The sequence below is a fragment of the Microbacterium rhizosphaerae genome (assembly GCF_034120055.1).
Classification (GTDB): Bacteria; Actinomycetota; Actinomycetes; order Actinomycetales; family Microbacteriaceae; genus Microbacterium; species Microbacterium rhizosphaerae.
Genome location: NZ_CP139368.1, coordinates 3830658 through 3852802, shown reverse-complemented (window position 1 = coordinate 3852802; position 22145 = coordinate 3830658). Strand labels below are relative to the sequence as shown.

At 71.5% G+C, this 22145-nt stretch carries 19 protein-coding genes; 10 read left to right on the top strand and 9 right to left on the bottom strand.

Annotated features, from left to right (window positions below):
* Nucleotides 1–111: 111 nt before the first annotated feature.
* Nucleotides 112–1326, bottom strand: coding sequence for a bifunctional phosphopantothenoylcysteine decarboxylase/phosphopantothenate--cysteine ligase CoaBC (coaBC, locus tag SM116_RS17480; RefSeq protein ID WP_320942239.1), 1215 nt, complete (start codon nt 1324–1326; stop codon nt 112–114).
* A gap of 38 nt (nt 1327–1364) precedes the next feature.
* On the opposite strand from coaBC, the gene SM116_RS17475 reads away from it, so the two are divergent.
* From SM116_RS17475 to SM116_RS17465, 3 genes are all read left to right on the top strand, one after another.
* A complete protein-coding gene (locus tag SM116_RS17475) occupies nt 1365–2075 on the top strand; it encodes an NRDE family protein (RefSeq protein WP_320942238.1) in 711 nt (236 codons plus the stop codon).
* A 62-nt stretch (nt 2076–2137) separates the two neighbouring features.
* Complete coding sequence (locus SM116_RS17470) at nt 2138–3334, top strand: cation:proton antiporter (protein WP_320942237.1); 1197 nt, start codon at nt 2138–2140, stop codon at nt 3332–3334.
* Nucleotides 3331–3822 (top strand): glutaminase, encoded by a 492-nt coding sequence (locus SM116_RS17465; protein WP_320942236.1) that lies wholly within the window; start codon nt 3331–3333, stop codon nt 3820–3822. Before SM116_RS17470 ends, SM116_RS17465 begins: the two co-directional genes overlap by 4 nt.
* 3 nt (nt 3823–3825) lie before the next feature.
* On the opposite strand, the gene SM116_RS17460 is transcribed toward SM116_RS17465, so the two are convergent.
* The gene (locus SM116_RS17460; protein WP_320942235.1) at nt 3826–4587 is read right to left on the bottom strand and encodes an SDR family oxidoreductase; all 762 of its coding nucleotides are present in this window, start codon (nt 4585–4587) and stop codon (nt 3826–3828) included.
* 144 nt (nt 4588–4731) lie between these two features.
* On the opposite strand from SM116_RS17460, the gene SM116_RS17455 reads away from it, so the two are divergent.
* Nucleotides 4732–5313 (top strand): TetR family transcriptional regulator, encoded by a 582-nt coding sequence (locus tag SM116_RS17455; RefSeq protein ID WP_320942234.1) that lies wholly within the window; start codon nt 4732–4734, stop codon nt 5311–5313.
* Nucleotide 5314: 1 nt separating this feature from the next.
* On the opposite strand, the gene SM116_RS17450 is transcribed toward SM116_RS17455, so the two are convergent.
* Nucleotides 5315–6040 carry a glutamine amidotransferase-related protein gene (locus SM116_RS17450; RefSeq protein ID WP_320942233.1) on the bottom strand — a complete coding sequence of 242 codons (726 nt, stop codon included), beginning with the start codon at nt 6038–6040 and terminating at the stop codon, nt 5315–5317.
* Between the two features lie 116 nt (nt 6041–6156).
* Between SM116_RS17450 and SM116_RS17445 the strand changes: the two genes are divergently transcribed.
* The 4 genes from SM116_RS17445 to SM116_RS17430 all read left to right on the top strand — a co-directional run bounded on the left by SM116_RS17445 (nt 6157) and on the right by SM116_RS17430 (nt 11595).
* Nucleotides 6157–6813, top strand: coding sequence for an RNA polymerase sigma factor (locus SM116_RS17445; RefSeq protein WP_320942232.1), 657 nt, complete (start codon nt 6157–6159; stop codon nt 6811–6813).
* On the top strand, nt 6803–7270 hold the full coding sequence (locus SM116_RS17440) for a hypothetical protein (protein WP_320942231.1): 468 nt from the start codon (nt 6803–6805) through the stop codon (nt 7268–7270). The genes SM116_RS17445 and SM116_RS17440 overlap by 11 nt, the downstream gene beginning before the upstream one ends.
* Before the next feature lie 15 nt (nt 7271–7285).
* Complete coding sequence (locus SM116_RS17435) at nt 7286–8998, top strand: S8 family peptidase (RefSeq protein ID WP_320942230.1); 1713 nt, start codon at nt 7286–7288, stop codon at nt 8996–8998.
* A gap of 236 nt (nt 8999–9234) precedes the next feature.
* Entirely contained in the window at nt 9235–11595 is a 2361-nt protein-coding gene (locus SM116_RS17430) for a CHAT domain-containing protein (protein ID WP_320942229.1), read from the top strand.
* A 360-nt stretch (nt 11596–11955) separates the two neighbouring features.
* Here the strand turns inward: SM116_RS17430 and SM116_RS17425 are convergent, their stop codons facing one another.
* The gene (locus SM116_RS17425) at nt 11956–12738 is read right to left on the bottom strand and encodes a LysR substrate-binding domain-containing protein (protein ID WP_320942228.1); all 783 of its coding nucleotides are present in this window, start codon (nt 12736–12738) and stop codon (nt 11956–11958) included.
* Between the two features lie 255 nt (nt 12739–12993).
* Between SM116_RS17425 and SM116_RS17420 the strand changes: the two genes are divergently transcribed.
* Nucleotides 12994–13386, top strand: coding sequence for a DUF1304 domain-containing protein (locus SM116_RS17420; RefSeq protein ID WP_320942227.1), 393 nt, complete (start codon nt 12994–12996; stop codon nt 13384–13386).
* Between the two features lie 24 nt (nt 13387–13410).
* On the opposite strand, the gene SM116_RS17415 is transcribed toward SM116_RS17420, so the two are convergent.
* From SM116_RS17415 to SM116_RS17405, 3 genes are all read right to left on the bottom strand, one after another.
* Nucleotides 13411–13818, bottom strand: coding sequence for a transferase (locus tag SM116_RS17415; protein WP_320942226.1), 408 nt, complete (start codon nt 13816–13818; stop codon nt 13411–13413).
* A 212-nt stretch (nt 13819–14030) separates the two neighbouring features.
* Complete coding sequence (locus SM116_RS17410) at nt 14031–15398, bottom strand: aspartate aminotransferase family protein (protein ID WP_320942225.1); 1368 nt, start codon at nt 15396–15398, stop codon at nt 14031–14033.
* Nucleotides 15399–15470: 72 nt separating this feature from the next.
* Complete coding sequence (locus tag SM116_RS17405; protein ID WP_320942224.1) at nt 15471–17036, bottom strand: CoA-acylating methylmalonate-semialdehyde dehydrogenase; 1566 nt, start codon at nt 17034–17036, stop codon at nt 15471–15473.
* A gap of 85 nt (nt 17037–17121) precedes the next feature.
* Here SM116_RS17405 and SM116_RS17400 point away from each other — a divergent pair, with 85 nt between their 5' ends.
* Nucleotides 17122–18744 carry a PucR family transcriptional regulator gene (locus tag SM116_RS17400; RefSeq protein ID WP_320942223.1) on the top strand — a complete coding sequence of 541 codons (1623 nt, stop codon included), beginning with the start codon at nt 17122–17124 and terminating at the stop codon, nt 18742–18744.
* Nucleotides 18745–18976: 232 nt separating this feature from the next.
* Here SM116_RS17400 and SM116_RS17395 read toward each other — a convergent pair whose 3' ends face one another.
* Both SM116_RS17395 and SM116_RS17390 read right to left on the bottom strand, forming a co-directional pair.
* Nucleotides 18977–20608 carry an amidohydrolase gene (locus SM116_RS17395; protein WP_320942222.1) on the bottom strand — a complete coding sequence of 544 codons (1632 nt, stop codon included), beginning with the start codon at nt 20606–20608 and terminating at the stop codon, nt 18977–18979.
* Entirely contained in the window at nt 20605–22083 is a 1479-nt protein-coding gene (locus tag SM116_RS17390) for a purine-cytosine permease family protein (RefSeq protein WP_320942221.1), read from the bottom strand. Before SM116_RS17390 ends, SM116_RS17395 begins: the two co-directional genes overlap by 4 nt.
* Nucleotides 22084–22145: the final 62 nt, after the last annotated feature.

Sequence of the window (22145 nt, the reverse complement as noted above, 5' to 3'; positions counted from 1 at the left end):
CCTCCGTTGGGCTCCCACCCGACGATACTCGGGGACCCCCGGCCGGTCACCCGTGCTGATCGTCGGTTTCCCGCACGGTTCTCGGACGCTGTATCCGGGTCTGCGGCGAGGTCACGCGCGGGCGGCGAGGACCGCGTCCCAGACGGCGTCGGCGACCGCGCGCTTCGAACCGGAAGCCTCGGCGATCGGTTCGCCCCGACGACCGATGACGACGACCGCGTTGTCGCCGCTCTCGAAGCCGAGGCTCCAGCCGACCTCGTTCACGACGAGGAGGTCGACGCCCTTGCGCTCGCGCTTGCGCCGGCCGCGCTCGAGCAGTTCCGCACGGGTCGGCGCGGTCTCGGCTGCGAAGCCGACGATCGTCTGCGCACCATCCGTCCGATCGGCGACGAGGCGCGCGAGGATGTCCTCCGTCTGCACGAGCTCGAGCGTGAGGCGCGGTCCGGGAACCGACTCCTTCGTGAGCTTGGCGTCGGCGACGTCGACTGGTCGGTAGTCCGCGACGGCGGCGGCCATGACGACGACATCGGCGCCGACGGATGCCGCGCGCACCGCGTCGCCCAGTTCTGCCGCCGTCCCGGCGCGGGTGAGGCGGATGCGAGGGGATGCGGCATCCCTCAGGACTCCGTCGTCGACGTGGGCCGCGACGAGCCTGACCTCGGCGCCGCGCTCGGCGGCCGCGCGGGCGAGGGCGACGCCCTGCAGTCCGCTCGAGCGGTTGCCGAGGAAGCGCACTGGATCGAGGGGCTCGCGCGTGCCGCCTGCCGAGACCACGACCACCAGGCCCGCGAGGTCGCGGCGGCCCTCGACGAGGGCGAGCGCGCGGGCGACGATCTCGTCCGGCTCGGACATGCGCCCGGGACCGACGTCCGCGCCCGTCAGGGCGCCCTCGTCGGGTCCGACGATGTGCACGCCGCGGGCCCGCAGTGTCTCGATGTTCGCCACCGTGGCGGGGTGCCGCCACATCTCGGTGTGCATCGCGGGGGCGACGACCACCGGCGCCGTCGTGGCCAGGAGGGTCGTGCCGACGAGGTCGTCGGCGAGGCCGGCGGCCATCTTGGCGAGGGTGTTCGCCGTGGCGGGAGCGACGATCACGATATCGGCGGCCTGCCCGAGCGCGACGTGCCGCACGGCGGCGACGTCGTCGTGCACGCTCGCGGTCACGGGGTGGCGGCTGATCGCCTCCCACGTCGGTGCGCCCACGAATCGGAGGGCGTTCTCGGTGGGGACGACGTGCACCTCGTGCCCGGCGAGCACGAGCGAGCGCACGACCTGTACCGTCTTATATGCGGCGATCCCGCCCGTGACTGCGACGACGACGAACACGTGTCGATCCTCCCACGCGGGTGCACGCGGGAGGGAACATGTGCACGGTCGTCATCCGGGTGCCCGAGCCGGGCGAGGGGCCGGTTCGGCTCCTCGCGGTGCGCGACGAGGATCCGGACCGGGGATGGATGCCGCTCGGTGAGAACTGGCCCGATCGCCCGGGTGTCGTCGGCGTGCGAGACCGGCGCGCGGGCGGGGCGTGGCTCGCGGCCGACCTCGCATCCCACCGCCTCGCGGTGCTGCTGAACCGCCGCAGCCCCGAGCCGCCGGACGGCGTGCAGCTGATCTCCCGCGGGGGCATCCCGCTCGACGCGGTGGCGGGGATCCCGATCGCGCCGACGGCGGCGACCGCGGGGTTCAACCTCGTGACAGTGGATGCCTCGGGCGCGAGCGTCCTCACGTGGGACGGCGTGGAGCGGGGGGAGACCCGCATCCCGCCCGGCACCCACATGATCGCCCACGAGGGTCTCGACGACCCCGCCACCGCGCGCATCGCGGCCTGGCGCGACGCGTTCGCCCTCGCGCCGACGGACGGCCCGGACTGGTTCGTGCCGTGGCTCGAGGTGCTCCGGGCATCGGCCGGCGTCGATCCCGACGACGAGCGTGCGATCGTGCGCGACAACCGGCCACTGGGCTATCCGACCCTGTCGACGCTCCTGTGCGCGGCCTCGACGAGCGCGGACGGCATCGACGTCCGGTACGCGGAATTCGCCGAGCCGGGACACTGGGATGCCGTGACCCTGCGCTGATCGGCGCCGCACCTGTTCGGCGACCGCCCCCGCGCGACGAGCAGGCTCAGTACCCTGGCGGAATGGACTTCGGCCTCGACCTGGTGCTGGTCCCTCTCGCCGCGGTGCTCGCGCCGCTGCTGGCCCGCGGCCTCGGCCGATGGGTCCCCATCCCCGTCGTCGTCTTCGAACTGGTGCTCGGCATCGTCTTCGGACCCAGCGTGCTGGGATGGGCGAATCCGACCGCGTTCATGCACACGCTGTCGCAGCTCGGGCTCGCGATGCTCTTCTTCGTCGCCGGCACCGAGATCGAGTTCCAGGCGCTGCGGGGTCGCACGGGCCGTCGAGCAGGACTCGGGTGGCTCATCAGCCTCGCCGTCGGTGTCGCGGTCGGCTGGATCATCGCGCCCGGGGAGCCCGCGATCATCATCGGCATCGCGATGGCGTCGACCGCGCTCGGCGCGCTGCTGCCGATCCTGCGGGATGCGGGAGAGCTGAAGACGCCCTTCGGGCGCGCCGTGGGCGCACTCGGCACGGTCGGGGAGTTCGGCCCGCTCGTTGCGATCTCGATCTTCCTGGGCAATCGCTCGCCGGGACGGGCGACGATCGTGCTCGCTCTCTTCGTCCTCATCGCCGCCGGCGCGGTCTGGTATGCCTTCAGGGCCCCGCGTGGGCGCCTGCACGGCTTCGTGACGTCGACGCTGCACACCTCAGGCCAGTTCGCCGTGCGGCTCGTCCTGCTGATCCTCGCGGCGCTCGTGTTCCTCAGCCTCGTTCTCGACATCGACATGCTGCTCGGCGCGTTCACGGCCGGCATCGTCTGGCGGCTCATGATCCGGGATGCCGACGAGCACCTGCGCGAGCAGGTGGAGAGCAAGATCGAGGCCGTCGCCTTCGGCTTCCTCGTGCCGATCTTCTTCATCTACACGGGGGTGACGTTCGATCTCGCATCCCTGCTGAAGACCCCCGTGCTGCTCGCCCTCGTGCCGGCGACCGCGCTCGCCCTTCTCCTCGTGCGCGGCGTGCCGTCGATGCTCGCCGCTCCGGCCGGCTCCGGCGCCCGCGATCGGATATCGATCGCTCTGCTCGGTGCGACGGCGCTGCCGATCATCGTCGCCGTCACCGGCATCGGCGTGGACAAGCACATCATTCCGAGCAGCGCCGCGGCCGTCCTGGTCGGCGCCGGCATGCTGTCGATGCTCGTCTACCCGCTCATCGGGATGTCGCTGCGGCACGAGCGCGTCGATCCGGCCGCCGAAGTGGCCGAAGAGAAGCTGTGACCGGGCTCCGCGAGCTGTTCGACATCGCGCGCGGCAGGCTGGCCGGCGCGCCGCAGGAGCGGCTCGGCGAGCTCCTGCCGGGACGGCGGATTCTCGGCGTCCCGCGCGCGGCGCGGATCGTTCCGCGCGGCGCCGCGTGGCATCTCGGCGTGCTGCTGCTGACCGACGAGGGCGTCCTCGAGACGGGCGAGATCCTCCGGGCGCGCGAAGAGGTGCGCCGGGGGTTCGCCGCCGAGTCGCAGCGGCAGCGCGCGGCACTGGCCGCGGCCGCCCGGCGGGGCGGCTTCGCCGAGGGAGAGACGGTGCACGTCGGCTGGCGCGAACTCGACCTCGGCGCCGTCGAGCGGGGCGGCAGCTCCGGTCCGCTCGCGCTGCGCGACGGCGAGCCGGTCGTGCGCTGGAGCCGCTCCGGCGGCTTCGCGCCGCTCGCCGGCTACCTCGATGAGCGGGTCGAGCTCCTGCGGCATCCGCCGCAGGGCGCGACCTGACGCTCAGACGGCCGACCAGCCGCCGTCGGCCATGAGGATCGCGCCATTGATGAAAGATGCGTCGTCGCTGAGCAGCCAGGTGATCGCGGCGGCGAGCTCCTCCGGCTGAGCGGCCCCGGGAATCGTGGTCTGCATGATCGGACCGATGCGGCCGGCGGCGAACTCCGAGTGGAACGGCGCCTCGATGTTCGTCATGACCGCGCCGGGCGCGACGGCGTTCGTGCGCACTCCCTGCGGGCCGTAGAAGAACGCGGTGCTCTTGGTCAGCCCGATGACCGCGTGCTTCGATGCGGTGTACGCGGTGCCCGAGGCGGAGGCGCGGATGCCGGCCTCGCTCGCCGTGTTGACGATGGCGCCCGCGCCGCGCGCGAGCATGCCGGGCAGCACGGCGCGGGTCAGGCGCATCGGCCCGGTGACGTTGACGCCCATGACGCGGTCCCACATCTCGTCGGTGAGCTCGCCGACCGGGAGGAAGGCATCCATGATGCCGGCGTTGTTGGCGAGCGCGTCGACGACACCGTCGGCCGCGGCGAGGATCGCGTCGATCGTGTCGGCCGCAGCGACATCGCCGGGCACGGTCTTCAGCTTGGCGCTGCCGACCTCGGCCGCGAGCTCCTCGAGACGGGGGGCGGAGATGTCGGATGCGACGACGGTCGCTCCCTCGGCCAGCAGGCGCAGGGCGGTCGCCTTGCCGATGCCGGAGCCGGCGCCCGTGACGACGGCGGTCCTGCCCTCGAATCGGCCCGGGACGATGGCGGTGCTCATGGGGATGTGTCTCCTTCCGGGGCGGCGGGTCCACCCCTCCATCGAAATATAACACTCGGTGCCATAATTGATTCCCGAGAGAATCCCTCGAGGCTTCCGGGCGGCGTTCCCGGCCGTCGCGGCCGCACTGCGAGGATGTACGGCATGGCAGCAGGCAGAGGGCCCGGTCGCCCGGTCGAGGCGGACCCCGAGGCGATCGCGCTCACGGCCCTGCGTCTGTTCGCGGCCCGCGGCATCGACGAGGTCACGATGGCCGACGTCGCGGAGGCCGCCGGCGTGAGTCGCCGCACGCTCTACCGCTGGTTCCCGTCCAAGGGCGCGCTCGTGTGGGGCGGAGCCTCCGAGGCGGACGAACGCTTCGAGGCGGCGTGGGCGGCCGCCGCGGATCTGCCGCTGCTCGACCGGGTGCGCGCGGGGTACGAGGCATCCCTCGCCCCCCTGGGCCCGGAACCGGATGCGACGCGCCTGCGCCTGCGCTTCATCGACTCGAGCCCGGCGCTCGCCGCGGTCGGCTCCGAGCTGCAGGAGCGGATGGGCGAGCATCTCGCCGCGCACGTGTCCGAGGCGCTCGGTCTGCCTGCCGACAGCCTGCGCATCGCGGCACTCACCGGAGCGATCGGCGGTGCGTCCTACGCGGCGCTCGTGTGGTGGGCACGTGGCGACGACCCGCGCGCGCCGGCGGAGATCGTCGACGAGGCACTGGTGCCCCTCGCCGGCCTCTTCTGAGTCAGCCGAACCGCCCGGCGAAGGCGCGCACGAGGCGCATCGGCTCGGTGACCGATGTCGCGAGGACGCGGGCGGCGAGCACCTCGTAGTCCGCGGAGGCGAAGTACCCGTCGTCGCGGTAGATCGCCATGCGCTCCGTGAACGCCTTGGTCGTCGCCTCCGGGTGGAACTGCGTCGCGTACAGCCGGTCGCCGTAGCGGTACGCCTGGACCGCGGACGCATCGCCCTGCGCCAGCAGCACGCCGCCCGGCGGCACGGTCGACGACCCTTCCTTGTGCGCCGTCAGGGCGGTGAACCGCGTGGCGAGGTCGCCGAAGAGCGGATCGCGCTCGCCCTCGGGCGTGAGGGCGACGACCGTCGGCCCGGTGTCCTCGGGGTGCGCCCGGCTGACCTCGCCGCCGAGCGTTCTCGTGGCGATCCCGATGCCGTAGCAGGTGAACAGCGCGGCCGGACCGCCGTCGGCCGCCGCCTGCGCCAGCTCCGCCAGGCCGGCTTCGACGTGCTTCTGCGCTTCGGTCTTCGACGTCTCGGGATCCGTCATGTTGAAGGGGCTGCCGCCGACCATGTAGGCGGTGTACGCGTCCAGGTCGGGCATCGGATTGCGGACGAGGTCCAGCGCGTCGATCTCGTCGGCCGCGAGCCCCGCCGCGCTGCGGAAGGATTCGTATTCGGCCTCGCCCGCACCGCGCTGAGGACGCACGCAGACGTACAGCAGGCGGGCGCTCATGGCGCCGAGTCTATGGGTCGGCCGCGGGCCGACGCATCCGTCCCTGGAGATTTCCGAAGGGGTTGTATCAAGCGAAACACTTCCCACTCGTTCCCTATGTGGAGACAATGGGCGCTATGACCGACATCGATCGGTCGGAGCCGGACGGCCAAGAGCGTACTGGGAACGCGTGGGCTGCGGCATCCGACGATTCGGCCGCGCCCGCACGATGGGAGCACGCGGCAGACCTGTTCCTGCGCTGGCGCGAGGGTGAGACCCGTGCGATGGACGAGCTCGTGCGCCTCATGACACCCGTGCTCTGGCACGTCGTGCGCGCGTACGGGCTCGATGCCGCGCTCGCCGAGGACGTCGTCCAGACCACGTGGCTCACGCTCGTGCGCCGGCACGAGACGATCATCGATCCTCGTGCGGTGTCCGGATGGCTGACGATGTGCGCGCGCCGCGAAGCGTGGCGCGTCGGCAGACTGCAGCGCCGCGCCGATCCGACCGAGGTCGAGCACCTGGAACCCCACCTTCCGACGTACGAGTCGGCCGAGCACACCGCCGGGGTCGAAGACGACCAGCGGCGCCTGTGGACGTCGGTCGGCAAACTCGACGACCGATGCCAGCGCCTGCTGCGTGTCATCGCGTTCGACGACCGGCCAGACTACGCGCGCATCGCCGCGGACCTGTCGATGCCGGTCGGCTTGATCGGACCGACGCGCCAGCGGTGCCTGGGAAAGCTGCGCGCCTTGCTCGAGGGCGACGGATGGAGGGACCACGATGCAAACTGAGGACTTCGCGGCGGATGCCGCGCTCTTCGCACGACTTCGCTCGGTGTGGGAGGACGTCGACCCGATGCCGGCCGACCTCGTCGACAGGATGGTGGCGGCGGTCGCCGTGGAGGACCTGTCGCGGGAGTACGCGCTGCTGACGCTCGTGGAGACGAACCTCGCCGCCACCCGCAGCGATTCGGACACCATGACGCTGCAGTTCAGCGACGGCACCACGACCGTGCTGCTGCACATCACGCAGACCGAGTCGGGCAAGCACCGGATCGACGGATGGGTGGATGCCTCGGCCCTCGCGGTCCGCCTCGTCCAGGCCACCCGGGAGCTGCCGGCCGAGCTCGGCGAGCACGGCCGCTTCGCCTTCGACGGCGTCCCTGCCGGTGTGTCGCGCCTCAAGCTGGCCGTGCGAGACGAGGGAGGCGACCTCCACGACTTCCAGACCCCGCAGTTCGAAGTGTGACCTTGAGGACAGGCGATGACAGACCTTCCCCCCGACTCGTCCGCTGACCGCCCGGCCGCTTCCTGGCGTGATCGGTACGACGCCGCCCGAGCGCAGGGCGTGCCGCTCGATCCGGCCAGTGAGCCTGTGCAGGGGGTCAACGCCTATCCGACCTCGTACGACCGGTCGCACCTGCTGGTGACGGTCGCCGACGGAGCGCTGGACGCGCTGCTCGACCTGCTGGGGGAGGCCGCGTCGGACTTCGGCTGGGGCATCGAGCTGCAGAACATGGACGGCACGCCGGTCAGCCGGGAGGATGCGTCGGCCCGTGCGCGCCGCTGGCGCGATGCGCTCGACCTTCCCACGGTGCACCGCGTGTCGATCTTCCCGGCGCCGAGCCCCGACAAGGACGATCAGCCGGTGCCGCCGATCGACGCCTGGCGCCTGCTGCAGCGCGCCCGGGCCCGGGTCAGCACGAACGGCGGCAAGCCGGATGTGCCCGGCGTCAGCCTCGACCATGTGCTCACCATCGATCCGTTCGGCGGGACGAACCCGTTCGGGGGGACGAACCCCTTCGGGGGGACGAACCCGTTCGGCGGGACCAATCCCTTCGGGGGGACGAACCCCTTCGGCGGGACGAACCCGTTCGGCGGCACGAACCCTTTCGGCGGCACGAACGCGCCGGGTACCGACAGCTACGCCCAGCCGGGCAGCGGCGGAAGACAGGTGGTCGACTACATCGGGCCGGCTCCCGCGCGTTCCGGGGCGCTGGCGTCCGAAGGACGCCGTCCGGTCGTGGCCATTCTCGATACCGGATGCGGCGTGCATCCCTGGCTGACGGACGAGATCGTGACGCGGACGCCCTCGTTCGACGGTCATGCGATCGGCGAGCACCGCGCGGCGACCGATCCCGAGCTGCACGGCGACCTCATCGGACAGTTCGACGGGGCCATCGACCCCGCATCCGGGCACGGCACCTTCATCGCGGGGATCATCCGCCAGCTCGCACCGGAGGCCGACCTCATCGCGGTCCGCGTGGCGAACAGCGCCGGCGTGCTTCTCGAAGGCGACTTCATGATGGCGGTGCGGTCACTCGTCAGGTGGATGGCGACCCCCGAGGACGAGGGCGGGCGCCGGATCGACGTGATCAACATGTCGCTCGGCTACTACCACGAGACTCCCGAGGACGAGCTCTTCGACCACACGTTGTCCGAGCTGCTCGTGGCGGCGCGCCGGCAGGGGTGCGCAGTCGTGTGCTCTGCCGGCAACGACGCGACGGATCGCCCGGCATTCCCCGCCGCGCTGTGGGACTGGCCCGGTGCGGACTTCGTCGTCGAGGATCCGGACGACGTGGCGCCGCACCTCTCGGTGGGGGCGCTCAATCCGAACCACCGTACGGTCGCGCTGTTCAGCAACATCGGTGGATGGGTGCGGGTGTACGCCCCCGGAGTCTCGGTGCTGAGCACGACGCCTCCGTTCAATGGCGGCATCCAGGCGGGGACTCGGAACGATCGGTACGGCCTCCGCCGCGAGACGATCGACCCGGATGACTGCACGGGCGGGTTCGGACTGTGGAGCGGGACCTCGTTCGCAGCGCCCCACATCGCAGGGCTGCTCGCATCTCACCTCTCCGAGCACCTCATGGGCGGAGAGGTCGACCGGGCGGCGCGCATCGCCCTGCTGAAGGGGGTCGCGGCCCACCTGGAGAAGACGCACGCGGGGGTGGCGGTGGCCCCGAGCGAGCAGTGACGGGGACGGGACGCCCGTCCAGGCGTTCCGGTTGACGGTTCGGGCGCCTCGCTTCCCGTGGCCCGGCCCCTGGGTCCGGCCGACGCACGCAGGGGAATGATCCGCGAGAAGATGTAGTCGTGTCTCGATCCGGGGAGTCCTGGCATCGGCGCGCTGTTGCTCTGAGCATGGGCGGTCGGTATGCCGAGGCTTCGCATGCCCTGGATCTGGCTGAGGCAGGCGATCCGGATCCCGACATGCGTGCGCGCATCCTCGGCACTCGTGCAGTGGTGCTCCAGCGGACCGGTCACCCCGACGAGGCCGAGGACGTCGCCCTTGCGGCCTCGAGGATCGTGGGGCTCAGCGACCGGACCCGGGCGGCCATCCTCGGGCAGGTGGGAACGCTTGCGATGTACAACGGGCGGCTGGTCGAGGCTCAGCAACGGCTCAGCGCGGCGATCGAGGGCCTGGGAGCCGGAACGGTCGAGGCCGCCCGCATGCTGCTCAGCCGCGGCATGGTCGCACTCCAGATGCAGGACTTCGACGGCGCGATAGCCGACATGGACGCGGCGATCGAGACGTTCGCGGCGGCCGGGCTGACCGTCGAGCAAGGCCAGGCGCAGCACAACCGCGCGTACGTCGAGCTTCTTCGGGGCGATCTCGTGTCGGCCCTGCAGGGGATGCTCGCGGCACGGCCCTTGGCTGCCGCATCCCCCGTCGCAGCCGCCATCTGCGACATCGACCGGGCGGAGGTGCTGCGGGATGCGGGGCAGACCCGCGAAGCGGAGGCGCTGCTCGCCGCATCCGCCCCGATCTTCGGTCGCCATCGCATGCCGCAGTCGCGCGCCGAGACGGAGTTCCAGCTGGCGCGCTCGCAGCTCATGCACGACCCGCCGAAGGCCCGGAAGACGGCCGCGGCATCCGCCAAGCGATTCCGCACGGTCGGCAACGAGGCATGGGCGGCGCGGGCCGACGCCATCCGCCTCCGCGCCGAACTGGCGGCCGGCGCGCCCGCGCTGAGTGGGCCCGTGCCCGAGCCGCGGCGGGCCGTGGACCCCGCAGAGGCGGAGGCGGTGGCATCCGCCCTCGACGGGTTCGGCTTCGCGAGCGAGGCCGCCGCGCTCCGGCTGTCGCTCGACATCTGGCGGTCGCGGCATCCGCAGGCCGGCCCGAGCGGCACGCGCGTGCTGCGCGTGCCGCGCACCGCCTCGCTCGAGGTGCGCCTGCTCGCCCACGAGGCGCGGGCCGAGCGTGCGGTCGCCGCAGGTCGCGAGGCCGAGGTGCGCCGGCACGTGTCGGCGGGGCTCGACGAGCTCGCCGAGTGGCAGGCCGCGTTCGGCAGCCTCGACCTGCAGACGTCGCTGTCGGCGCACGGTCGCAACCTCATCGTCGCGGGGCTCGCATCGGCCGTGCGGACACGGCGCCCCGATGTGCTCTTCGAATGGTCCGAGCGCGCCCGACACCTCAGCCAGCAGGTGGTCGCGATCCGTCCGCCGCGGGACCCGCAGCTGGCCGCCGACCTCGCCGAGCTGCGCCACCTGCGCGCCGACGATCCGACCGGCGCGTGGCGCCGCGATCCTCGGCTTGCGGCGCTCGAGGAGCGCGCGCGGGAGCGCCAGTGGTCCGCGACGGGGGCTGCCGGCATCCATCGTCGCGTCACGCTCGAGTCCCTGCGCGACGCGCTGGACGACCGCACGGCGCTGCTCAACTTCGTCTATTCCGGCGACGTGCTCACAGCTCTCGTCCTCACGCGCGATCGCGCGAGGATCATCGATCTGCCGGGCTGGAATGCGGTGCACCGGATGCTGCCGGGGCTCCGCGCCGACCTCGACATGGCGGCCTCGATCCACTCCGGCCCCATGGTCGAGGTCGTCAAGCGCACGCTCGACGACCGGCTCGCCGCGATCTCGACGGCGCTGCTCGAGGAGGCGGTCGCGTTCGCCGGTGCCGAGCGGATCGTCATCACGGTGCCCGGCGTCCTCGGCGGGCTGCCGTGGGCGATGCTCCCCGCGCTGCGTGGGCGCGAATTCACCATCGCCGCGTCGGTGACGCGATGGGTCGCCCACACCGGCGCCGCGACGGCGCGGACGGCGGGCTTCGCGGTCGGCCCCCGCGTCGCTCGCGGGGACGAGGAGACGGATGCGGCGGCCTCCGTCTGGCCGTCCGCCCGGGTGCTCCGCGGGCAGGACGCGACGGTGGATGCGGTGGCCGACCTGGCCGCGGAGGTCGGCGTCCTGCACGTCGCGGCGCACGGGCGGCATGCCGCATCCAACCCGCTGTTCTCCGGTATGGAGCTCGCCGACGGCACGCTGTTCGGCTACGACGTGGATCGCATCCCGCGGGTGCCGTCGATCGTCGTGCTGTCGTCCTGCGAGGTCGGCCGGTCCTCCGTGCGGTGGGGCGAGGAGGCCGTCGGGATGACGCGCGTGTGGCTGCATGCGGGGACGCACGCCGTCGTCGCAACCCCCGTGATCGTCGCGGACGACATCGCCTGCGAACTGCTCGGCGCCATGCACGCGGGCCTCGTCGCGGGGCTCACGCCGTCGGCTGCGCTCGCGGATGCATCAGCGCGGACGGGCCTCGTCTCGTCGTTCCAGGTGCACGGCGCAGGTTTCTGAAGATTCCGTGTATCAGGGGTAGGGGCACCCGCTCTGACACTGTGGAACGGCGTTGCACAGAGCGGGGTCCGGGGGGAACACCCGCATTGCTGGGGGCAGCGGAGGATCACTGGGGGGCACATGGGGAGTGCCGATCGCCCGTACGTCGTATCCGCGGGGGATGTCGCAGAGACCCAGGTCGGCGACATCCCCCGCCTCTCGTGCGCCGTCTTGATTCGCGAGCCCACGCTCGATTCGCGAGCCCACGCTCGATTCGCGAGCCCACGCGCGACGCGAGCCCATGCTCGATTCGCGAGCCCACGCTCGATTCGCGTGAATCGGGTGAGGGTTCGGAAAAGGAATGGGGGCTCGGGTGCCGCGTCAGCGGGAGGAGTTCGCGGTGCGGCCGCGCACGATCCCGACGAACGCCTCGACCTCGGGGGTCGTGCGATCGGCGACCCATGCGAGGGAGACGCGTGACGACGGAGCGTCGCGCAGCGGCCGGTACGCGGCATCCTTGCGGTGATGCAGGCGGGCCAGCGACATCGGGACGATCACGATGCCGACCCCTGCCGCCACGGCGGCGATCGCGTCGGCCGTGGTCTCGGGCGGATCGAAGCGCGGCGCGACCGTGCCGTCGACCTCGAGATGCAGCACGTCGTCCTGCGGCACGATGAGCACCTCGCCCTCGAGATCGGCGGCGTCGAGCTCGTCGGCGGCGGTGAGGTGGGAGTCCGCGGCGACGACAACCACGGCGACCTCGTCATACAGCCCGATGACGTGCAGGCGGTCCTGATCGATCGGATGCCGCACCAGCGCCGCGTCGACCTCACCCCGCAGCAGTGCGTCGCGCTGCTCGGCGACGCTCACGGGGACGAGGTCGAGGCGGGTGCGCGGCATCCGCTCGTTCCAGATGTCGATCCACTTGCCGGGCGTCGCGCCCGGGACCGCCCCGAGGGTGAACGACTCGGCCGGCTCGGGTTCCGGCATGACGGGCTGAGGCGCGGCCGGCTGCCGCGGCTTGCTCTTCGTCGGCTTCCCTCCGCCCGGCTTGCCTGGGCCGGGCGTCCCTCCGCCGGGCTTGCCTCCGCCGGGCTTGCCTCCGCCGGGCTTGCCTCCGCCGGGCTTGCCCGGGCGCGGGCCGCTCTGCCTGCCGTTCGCCATGTCGCCCACAGTATCCCGCCGACCGCGGCGGCGCTCGCCCCGATGCCCCGTTCGGGATTCAGTCCCGACCCGCGCCGGTCGGCGCCGGTCGGCGCCCGTTCGGCCCCATGCCCGTTCGTGCCTCGGTCCGCGCATGCGGTTCAGGATTCAGTCCGGCCGCGCGCTGGTAGGCACCGAGTCGGCCATCCACCGGCACCCGCAGGTCGAGGAGACTGAATCCCGGACGGGGGAGGGGCCGCGCGGTACCGTGTGCGCATGATCGGTATCCTCGCGCTCGTCTTCGCGGCGCTCGCCGCGCTCCTGCACGTCTACATCTTCATCATGGAGAGCGTGCGGTGGACGACGCCCGTCGTCTGGCGGCGGTTCGGTATCGCCGACCAGCAGGCCGCCGACACCGTGCGGCCGATGGCGTACAACCAGGGGTTCTACAACCTGTTCCTGGCCATCGGGGCAGGTCTCGGCATCCTGCTGTTCGCGATGGGCGGACCGGATGCACTGGTCGCCGGTCGCACACTCGTGCTGTTCAGCCTCGGCTCGATGGTCGCGGCGGCACTCGTGCTCACGACCACCGGACTGAAATACCTACGCGCCGCCCTGCTGCAGGGCACTCTGCCGCTGATCGGCTTCGTGCTCATGCTCTTCGCATAGGCGGCGCGACGCGTTTGCGCGCTATCAGGCGGCCAGGCGCAGACCTCGCTTGTCGGTCGCGACGTGCTCGCGGTCGGCGATGATCTCGTCGTCGCCGATGAGCGAGCCCATCGCGATGATGGCGTGATCGCCCACCGTCGTGCGGACCCCGATCTTCGCGCGCGCGCCGATGGCGGCGCCGGGGCCGATGTGCGCGTGCGCAGCGATGTCAGCCTCCGGGCCGATGACGGCATCCGACTCGATCCAGGCTCCGTGGTGGACGTGCACCCCGGCAGCGATCTGCGCTCCGGGTTCGACATACGCGCCCGTCTCCACGACAGCGGTCGGGTGGACCTTCGCGCCGTGCGCGATGAGTCCCCGGCCATTGACGTGCTTGCGGTAGCGCAGCGTCTCGCCGCTTTCCTTTTCGATATCGACGTAGTTCTTGCCCACGGTCTTCCCTCCGCCGGCGCATAATCCCCGGTATGCACTATGCACCGGAATAGATGCAACGTCGGTGCAGGACATCCCATTCCCGCACTCAGCAGGCGCACAGATGTCACGCACCTGACACCCCGGATGGTTCGATCCGGAGCGGTCGGACGGCACGCAGACGCGAAGAGGGGATGCCGCGAGCCGCGGCATCCCCTCTCCGTTTCCCCAGGTCAGACGGCGTACTCGTCCGCAACCTCGAGGGCGCGGTCGATGACGTCGAGTCCGTGGCGCAGCTCGTCCTCGGCGATGACGAGCGGCGGGGCGACGTGCAGGCGGTTGAAGTGCGTGAACGGCCACACGCCGGCCTTCTTGCAGGCTGCGGCGACGGCGGCGACCGGTGCCGCGTCCGCACCCGCCGCGTTGAACGGCACGAGCGGCTCGCGCGTCTCCGTGCTCTTGACGAGCTCGATCGCCCAGAAGAGCCCCGCGCCGCGCACATCGCCGACGGATGCATGGTTCGCGGCGATCTCCCGCAGGCGAGGCTCCACGACCCGCGTGCCGAGATCACGGACGCGCTCGAGGATGCCGTCGCGCTCGAACACCTCGAACGTGGCGACTCCGGCCGCACACGCCAGCGGGTGTCCGGAGTACGTCAGGCCCCCGGGGAACGCCACGGTGTCGAAGTGGCTCGCGATGCGGTCCGAGATGACGACGCCGCCGAGCGGCACGTATCCCGAGTTCACGCCCTTTGCGAACGTGATGAGGTCGGGGGTGACGCCGAACCGGTCGACGGCGAACCACTCGCCGACGCGCCCGAAGCCGACCATGACCTCGTCGGCGATGAAGACGATGCCGAACCGGTCGCACAGCTCACGGACGCCCTGCAGATAGCCGGGCGGCGGCACGAGCACGCCGTTCGTGCCGACGATCGACTCGAGGATGATCGCCGCGATCGTCGAGGCACCCTCGAGGACGATGACCTGCTCGAGGTGCTCGAGCGCGCGCTGCGCCTCTTCCTCAGGAGTCGTCGAATGGAACGGCGAGCGGTAGGGGTACGGACCGAAGAAGTGGGCGACGCTGCCGTCGCCCGGTTCGTTCGCCCAGCGCCGCGGATCGCCGGTCAGCGAGATCGCGGTGGTCGTGTTGCCGTGGTAGCTGCGGTACATCGACAGCACCTTGCGCTTGCCCGTCACGGCACGCGCCATGCGGACGGCGTTCTCGTTGGCGTCGGCGCCGCCGTTCGTGAAGAACACCTTGTTCAGGTCGCCGGGCGCGACCTCGGCGATGCGGCGGGCGAGCTCGCCGCGCACGTCGTTGGCCATCGACGGCTGGATCGTCGCGAGACGGCCGGCCTGGTCCTGGATCGCACGGACCAGGTCGGGATGCTGGTGCCCGAGGTTCAGATTCACCAGCTGTGACGAGAAGTCGAGATAGGCGTTGCCCTGGTAGTCCCAGAAGGTCGAGCCCTCGCCGGCGGCGACGGGCAGCGGGTCGATGAGCGCCTGGGCGCTCCACGAGTGGAAGACGTGCGCGCGGTCGTCGGCCCGCACCCGTGCCTCGGTCTCGAGGTCGGGTTCGATGGTCAGGGTGTCGCTCATGTCGGAGGGTCCTTTACTCCATGCCGGTCGTTGAGTCTCGCTCGTTCCTCGCTCGCTCGACGACCGATCGTCTCAGTTGTTCTGGGGGAAGCCGAGGTTGATGCCACGGTTTTCGGTGTAGTGGCGTGTGGCGGGGTCGAGCCAGCGGCTGGTGATGGCCTTCTCGCGGGTGAAGAAGTCGAACCCGTGCACGCCGTACGCCTTCGCGTCGCCGAACAGGGACTGCTTCCATCCGCCGAACGAGTGGTAGGCGACCGGGACGGGGATCGGCACGTTGATGCCGATCATGCCGACCTGGATCTCGTTCTGGAACCGGCGGGCCGCGCCGCCGTCGTTCGTGAAGATCGCGGTGCCGTTGCCGAACTGGCCGGAGTTGATCAGGTCCACCCCCTCCTGGAACGACTCGATGCGCACGACCGAGAGCACCGGGCCGAAGATCTCCTCCGTGTACGCGCGGCTCGTCGTGGGCACATTGTCCAGCAGCGTCGGACCGAAGAAGAACCCGTCCTCGAGGCCGTCGACGGAGAAATTGCGGCCGTCCACGACGATGGTCGCGCCGTCCGCCTCGGCGATGTCGACGTAGCTGGACACCTTGTCGCGGTGCACGCCGGTGATGAGGGGTCCCATGTCCGGCTCGCCCTGCGCGTCGCCCGCGCCGTTGCCGATGCGCAGCTTCGCGATGCGCTCCTGCACCTTCGCGATGAGCTCGTCGGCGACGGGCTCGACGGCGAGGACGACGGAGATCGCCATGCAGCGCTCACCGGCGGCGCCGTACCCCGCGTTGACCGCCATGTCCGCCGCCAGATCGAGGTCGGCATCCGGAAGCACCAGCATGTGGTTCTTCGCACCGCCGAGGGCCTGCACCCGCTTGCCGTGCTTCGACGCCGTCTCGTAGATGTACTGCGCGATCGGGGTCGACCCGACGAACGAGATGGACTGGACATCGGGGGAGGTCAGCAGCCCGTCGACGGCCTGCTTGTCGCCCTGCAGCACGGTGAACACGCCATCCGGGAGGCCCGCTTCCTGCCACAGTTTCGCCATCCACAGGGCTGCGGACGGGTCCTTCTCGCTCGGCTTGAGGACCACCGCGTTGCCGGCGGCGATCGCGATCGCGAAGAACCACATCGGCACCATCGCCGGGAAGTTAAACGGCGAGATCACGCCGACCACGCCGAGCGGCTGCTTGAGCGAGTACACGTCGATGCCCGTGGAGGCGTTCTCGCTGTAGGCGCCCTTGATCAGGTGCGGGAAGCCGGTGGCGAGCTCCACGACCTCCAGGCCCCGCGCGATCTCGCCCGCGGCGTCCGAGAGGACCTTGCCGTGCTCGGACGTGATGATCGCGGCCAGCTCGCCCCTGCGCGCGTTCAGCAGCTCGCGGAACGCGAACAGCACCGACTGCCGCTTCGCGATCGAGTACTGCGACCACACCTCGAAGCCGCGAACGGCGGAGGCGATCGCCGTCGCGATCTCCGCGTCATCCGCCAGCGCGACCTCGGCGGCGACCGCGCCGGTCGCCGGGTTGTACACGGGCGCGGTCCGGCCCGACGTCGACGCCACGACGGCGCCGTCGATCCAATGGCCGATGTGCGGGATGGATGCTTCGGCCGCAGCGGCCGGCGAAGTCTCAGTGATGCTCATGGTGTCCCTCTCGTTCCGGACAGATCGTGCGGCCATCCTCTAGGCTGATGTCTTCAAGTGTGACAGCGGTCCGAGGGGGAGACGCATGGATGATCGTCGCGAAGATGCGTCGATCCGAACGGATCGTCCGAACGCGGCCGCAGCCGACGCGAGCCTTCCCACGGTCCGTGAGGTGCTCGCCCTGCCGGAGGTGGTCGACGGGCTGCCCGAGATCGTCGTCGGAGGGGCGGCGCTGGACGCGCGCGTGCGGTGGGTGCACGTGTCCGACAGCGCCGGCGTCGCTCGACTGCTCAACGGCGGCGAGCTGCTGCTGTCGACGGGCAGCGGCTGGCCCGCCGACCCCGCCGCGCTCCGCGCATTCATCGCAGACCTCGTCGCGGCCGGACTGTCGGGGCTCGTCCTCGAGCTCGGAACGCACTACCGCTACCTACCCGCCGTCGTGGGCGAGGCGGCGCGCGAGCACGACCTGGCGCTGGCCACCCTCCACCGCGAGGTGAAGTTCGTCGCCGTGACCGAGGCGGTGCACAACCGCATCATCTCGGAGCAGACCGCGGCGCTGCGCGCGCGTGACGAGGTGCGGGAGCGGTTCACGGCGCTCGCCCTGCGCGGTGCGCCGGCGGACTACGTCGTGCATCAGCTCGCGCAGACCCTCGGTGCACCCGTCGTGCTCGAGAACCTCGCGCACGAGGTGATCGCCGTGGACATGCCTCCGTCCCTCGAGGAGGAGCTGCTGACGGGATGGGAGTATCGCTCCCGCTCCGCGCACCGCGACCCGGGGGACTGGCTCGTGGTTCCCGTCGAGGCGCGCGGCACGCGCTGGGGTCACCTGCTGCTGCTCCCCGGGCCGCCGCATCCCGCTGGCCGCCGTGGCGTGCTCGAGCAGGGGGCCATCGCCCTCGCCCTGGGACGTATCGCCGACGGCGACTCCGACGAGTGGGCCCGGCTCGGCCGCCGCCGGCTCGTCGACGCCCTCCTGGCGGGCCGCTTCGCCGGCGCCGGCGCTGCGGCCGCCCGCCTCGAGGCCGCGGGACTGCCCGTGACCGGTGCACGCCTGTACGGTCTCGTGCTCTCGGGTGCGCCGATCTCGTCGGAGGCGGTGGATGCCGCGGCCCGCGGCCTGCGCGGACGAGCCTTGACCGGCTCGGCGCCCGCGGGGGTTCCGGCTCCGGCGGCGGCCGTGCTGCTGTCCCTTCCGGTCGGTGTCGAGTTCGACGACCGGACGGCTCGCGCGTTCGCGCGCGCCGCGGCAGGCGACGGCGCCGATCGCACCGTGCTGTCGGTCGGGGCGTCGGCATCCGGTCTCGACGAGGCGCTCGCGTCGCTGCAGGAGGCGATCGACCTCGCCGCCGGAGGCGGCTGGCGCGAGGCGCGCGGACTCCGGGTGCGGCGCGGCGACGACCGGCCGCTCGTGCGCCTGCTCACCGCGCTGCGTGACGATCATCGGCTGCTCGACCACGGCGAGCGGATGCTCTCGCCGCTCATCGACTACGACCTCGCACGCGACGGCGATCTGCTGGATGTGCTGGGCGCGATGCTCGCGCATCCGGGCAACCGCACGGCCGCCGCATCCGCCTCGCATCTCTCGCGCTCGGTCTTCTACCAGCGCATCGCCCTGATCGAGGATCTGCTCGGCACCGATCTCGACGACGGCGAGACCCAGGCGGCCCTGCACGTCGCGCTGCTCGTGCGGAGGGCCGCACGCCGGTAGAGGTCGAGTGGGTCTGGGCCCGCTCGACTGTCACGATCCTGGGTTGCAGCCGAGGAAGGTGACAGCCGAATAGTGGGGGCGAGTTGCCGAGTGATGCTCGCCTGTCACGATCCTGGGTTGCAGACGAGGAACGTGACAGCCGAACCGTGGGGGCGAGTTGCCGAGTGATGCTCGACTGTCACGATCCTGGGTTGCAGACGAGGAAGGTGACAGCCGAACAGTGGGGCGGCGGTCAGGCCCGCAGGGCGGCAGCCGAGTGCACGACCTCACCGGCCAGCACCGTGAACCGCACGGCCGAGTCCAGCAGCACGTCGGCGCCGTCGCGGAAGGGGTCGACGTCGATCACGAAGAAGTCGGCCGCAGCTCCGCGGCGCAGCACGCCCAGCTCGCCGTCCCAGCGGGCGGCATAGGCCGCATCGCGGGTCGCGCGACGCACCGCATCCGCGATCGCCATCGCATGGCGCGGGATGTTCGGCGGCAGCGACCGGTCGAACGCCGACTTCCGCGTCGCGGCGATGTACAGGTTCGCCAGCGGGTCGTACGGAGCCGTGGGGGCGTCGGTGCCGAGCGCCAGGGTGGCGCCGGCATCCGCGAGCTCGCCCCACGGGAATCCGCGCTCGACCCGGGCGTCCCCGAGCATCGCGCGCCAGTTCTCCTGGATCGCGGGGTCGCTGTGCACCGGCTGCACCGAGGCGATGACGCCGAGGCGTGCGAGCCGCGTCGGGGTGGCGGCATCCACCGTCTCGAGGTGCTCGATGCGGTGACGGCGGTCCGCGCGCGGTCCGTTGGCGGCGACAGCCGCGTCGAGGGCGTCGAGGGCGAGGGCGGATGCCGCGTCCCCGATGGCGTGCATCGCGACCTGCAGGCCCGCGGCATCCGCGGCGGTCACGACGGCCGACAGCGAGGGGAGGTCCCACAGCGCCTCCGGATGCGAGCCGTCCGCGAACGGTGCGCGCATCGCCGCGGTGCAGCTGTCGATCACGCCGTCCACGAAGAGCTTGATGCCGGTGACCCGCAGCCACGGGCCGGCGTGCTCCGCGGCGAGTTCGATCGCGCGGGCGACTCCGGCGAGGTCGCCCTCGGGCGTTCCCGTGCGGTCCACGACCCAGTGCGCCGCGACGCGCATCGGGAGGCTTCCGCCGCGAGAGGTCTGCACGGCGACGAGCGCCCGCAGCTCGGGCTCGCCGAGCGCCATGTCGACGGCCGCCGTGACACCTGCAGCCAGGTAGCGGTCGAACGCGGCGCGAAGGGCGTCCTCGCGCGCGGCGTCCGACACGAGCTCGTCCAGTCGGTCGCGCATGAGCCCGAGGGCCGCGGTCTCCCGCAGCATCCCGGTGGCGTGGCCCGCGGCATCCCGCTCGATCGTCCCGCCGAGCGGGTCGGGCGTGTCGTCGTCGATGCCGAGCTCGGCCAGCGCGGCGCTGTTGACCCACGCGGAGTGGCTGTCGTTCGCGTTCAGGTAGACCGGGCGATCCGAGACGACGGCGTCGATCATGTCGCGGTGGGGAGGGCGTCCGTCGAGGGCGGAGAACAGCCAGCTGCGGCCGATCATGCGCTCGGTGCCGGGGGCGGATGCCGCGGCATCCCGCAGCCGGCCCTGGATGTCCGCGAGATCCTCGGCATCCTGCAGGTCGATCTGCGTGAGCGACTCGCCCATGCCGACGAGGTGCGTGTGCGCGTCGACGATGCCGGGCAGCATGACCGCGCCGTCGAGCTCGACGACCTCGTCGACGGGAAGCGCGTCCGCGGTGGCGGTGTCGCCGACGTACGCGATGCGCCCGTCCTCGACCACGATCGACTCGGCCCAGGGCTGGGTGTCGGAGGTGAAGATCGCACCGCCGCGGTAGTGGATCAGGGTGCTCACAGGGACTCCTTCGACTGGCGCGACGACCGCACCATCACGAGATAGATGACGAACGGGACGACGAGGCCGACCGGCACGGACAGGTCGATGCCGCTCATCGCGGCCGCGATGGGGCCGACGAAGACGAGGGTCGCGCTGCACATGAGCGAGGCGACGATGCCGACGAGCACGGCCGCGACTCCGGCGAGATGGAAGCCGCCGGCGAACCAGAAGCGGCCGGTGCGCGAGTCGTCGGCGAGCGCGGGCCCGTCGTAGCGGTTGCGGCGCCACAGCATGTCGGCGAGGTAGACGCCCATGATCGGGGCGAGGATCGTGACGCCGAGCTGGAGGGCGCTCGACACGCTGTCGAGGAAGTTCCAGACGAGCAGGGCGAAGAGGGTCATCGCGACGCCGACGGATCCGTCGAGCAGCACGGTGCGCGAGCGGGGCAGCTTCACGCCGACCGCCTGCAGGGCGAGCCCGGAGCTGTATGCGGTCATGGCGTTGTTGGCGATCGTGCCGACGATGACCGAGATCAGGAAGATCGGCGCGAACCACGCGGGCAGGAGCTTCTCGAGCCCCGCCTCGGGCGAGGTCATGTCCACGGCGCTGGCGGCGAGGCTTCCGACGAACGTCGCCAGGATGCCGGGGATGACGAGGCCGAGCGTCGTCCACAGCGCCACGTCGCGGACGCGCGTGCGGCTGGGCAGGTAGCGCGAGAAGTCGGCGCTGTTCGTGTACGAAAGCGGGGCGGATGCGACGAGCGCGATGCCGGCCGCCATCATCGCCACGAGCTCCACCCCGGAGAGCGGATGGGCGGAGGTGAAGGTCCAGTGCGCCCCGCCGACGACGAACACGCCCATGCCGGCGAAGATGATCGCCAGCGCGACGGCGAGCGGCTGGTAGAGCCGCATGATCAGGCCGTGGCCGTACACGCTGATGACCATGGTCGCGGCGGCGATGACGACGGCGCTGACGGCGATCGTCCAGCCGTTCGACGGCACGCCGATGCGGCCGAGGAGGCCGACGGCCACTGTCGTCGCGGCGGCCCAGTTGATGGCGAGGTAGCAGACGCTGATCAGCCAGCCGGCGATGGCCACGTTGAAGCGGTTGCCGGTGATGCCGTACATCGCGCGGGTGATGACCTCGCTCGGCGTGCCGGCCGCGGGGCCGGAGCCCGCGACGATGCCGGTGATGATCGAGAAGACGTTGCCGATCACGATGACGGCGAGAGCCTCCCACAGGTTGAGGCCCATGACCATGAGGGTCGCGCCCACGACGACCGCGAGGAAGTTGACGTTCGGCGCAGCCCACACGGCGAACAGGTCGCGGGCGCGGCCGTGCCGTTCGGAGGCCGGGATGAAGTCGATGCCATGGGTCTCGACGCGCGTCGGACTGTCGGTCGCGGTGGTCAGCGCGAATTCGTCCGGCGTGCTCGGCGGCTGCTCTGTCGTCTTCGGGGCGGGAGTCTTCTGAGTCGGTGTCGTCTGTGACACGGGATCCTCCAGGTCATTCTGGGCTGTCTCTTGCGGGTCGCGGAACGTCGTCGTCCTCGCTC

Bases quoted from the DNA above. Each gene is read 5' to 3' on its own strand.
- SM116_RS17420 (WP_320942227.1), top strand. From the start codon at position 12,994: ATGATCGGTATCCTCGCGCTCGTCTTCGCGGCGCTCGCCGCGCTCCTG.
- SM116_RS17435 (WP_320942230.1), top strand. From the start codon at position 7,286: ATGACAGACCTTCCCCCCGACTCGTCCGCTGACCGCCCGGCCGCTTCC.
- SM116_RS17430 (WP_320942229.1), top strand. From the start codon at position 9,235: ATGCGTGCGCGCATCCTCGGCACTCGTGCAGTGGTGCTCCAGCGGACC.
- SM116_RS17445 (WP_320942232.1), top strand. From the start codon at position 6,157: ATGACCGACATCGATCGGTCGGAGCCGGACGGCCAAGAGCGTACTGGG.
- SM116_RS17470 (WP_320942237.1), top strand. From the start codon at position 2,138: ATGGACTTCGGCCTCGACCTGGTGCTGGTCCCTCTCGCCGCGGTGCTC.
- SM116_RS17405 (WP_320942224.1), bottom strand. From the start codon at position 17,036: ATGAGCATCACTGAGACTTCGCCGGCCGCTGCGGCCGAAGCATCCATC.
- SM116_RS17455 (WP_320942234.1), top strand. From the start codon at position 4,732: ATGGCAGCAGGCAGAGGGCCCGGTCGCCCGGTCGAGGCGGACCCCGAG.
- SM116_RS17440 (WP_320942231.1), top strand. From the start codon at position 6,803: ATGCAAACTGAGGACTTCGCGGCGGATGCCGCGCTCTTCGCACGACTT.
- SM116_RS17475 (WP_320942238.1), top strand. From the start codon at position 1,365: ATGTGCACGGTCGTCATCCGGGTGCCCGAGCCGGGCGAGGGGCCGGTT.
- SM116_RS17410 (WP_320942225.1), bottom strand. From the start codon at position 15,398: ATGAGCGACACCCTGACCATCGAACCCGACCTCGAGACCGAGGCACGG.
- SM116_RS17460 (WP_320942235.1), bottom strand. From the start codon at position 4,587: ATGAGCACCGCCATCGTCCCGGGCCGATTCGAGGGCAGGACCGCCGTC.
- SM116_RS17400 (WP_320942223.1), top strand. From the start codon at position 17,122: ATGGATGATCGTCGCGAAGATGCGTCGATCCGAACGGATCGTCCGAAC.
- SM116_RS17450 (WP_320942233.1), bottom strand. From the start codon at position 6,040: ATGAGCGCCCGCCTGCTGTACGTCTGCGTGCGTCCTCAGCGCGGTGCG.
- SM116_RS17425 (WP_320942228.1), bottom strand. From the start codon at position 12,738: ATGGCGAACGGCAGGCAGAGCGGCCCGCGCCCGGGCAAGCCCGGCGGA.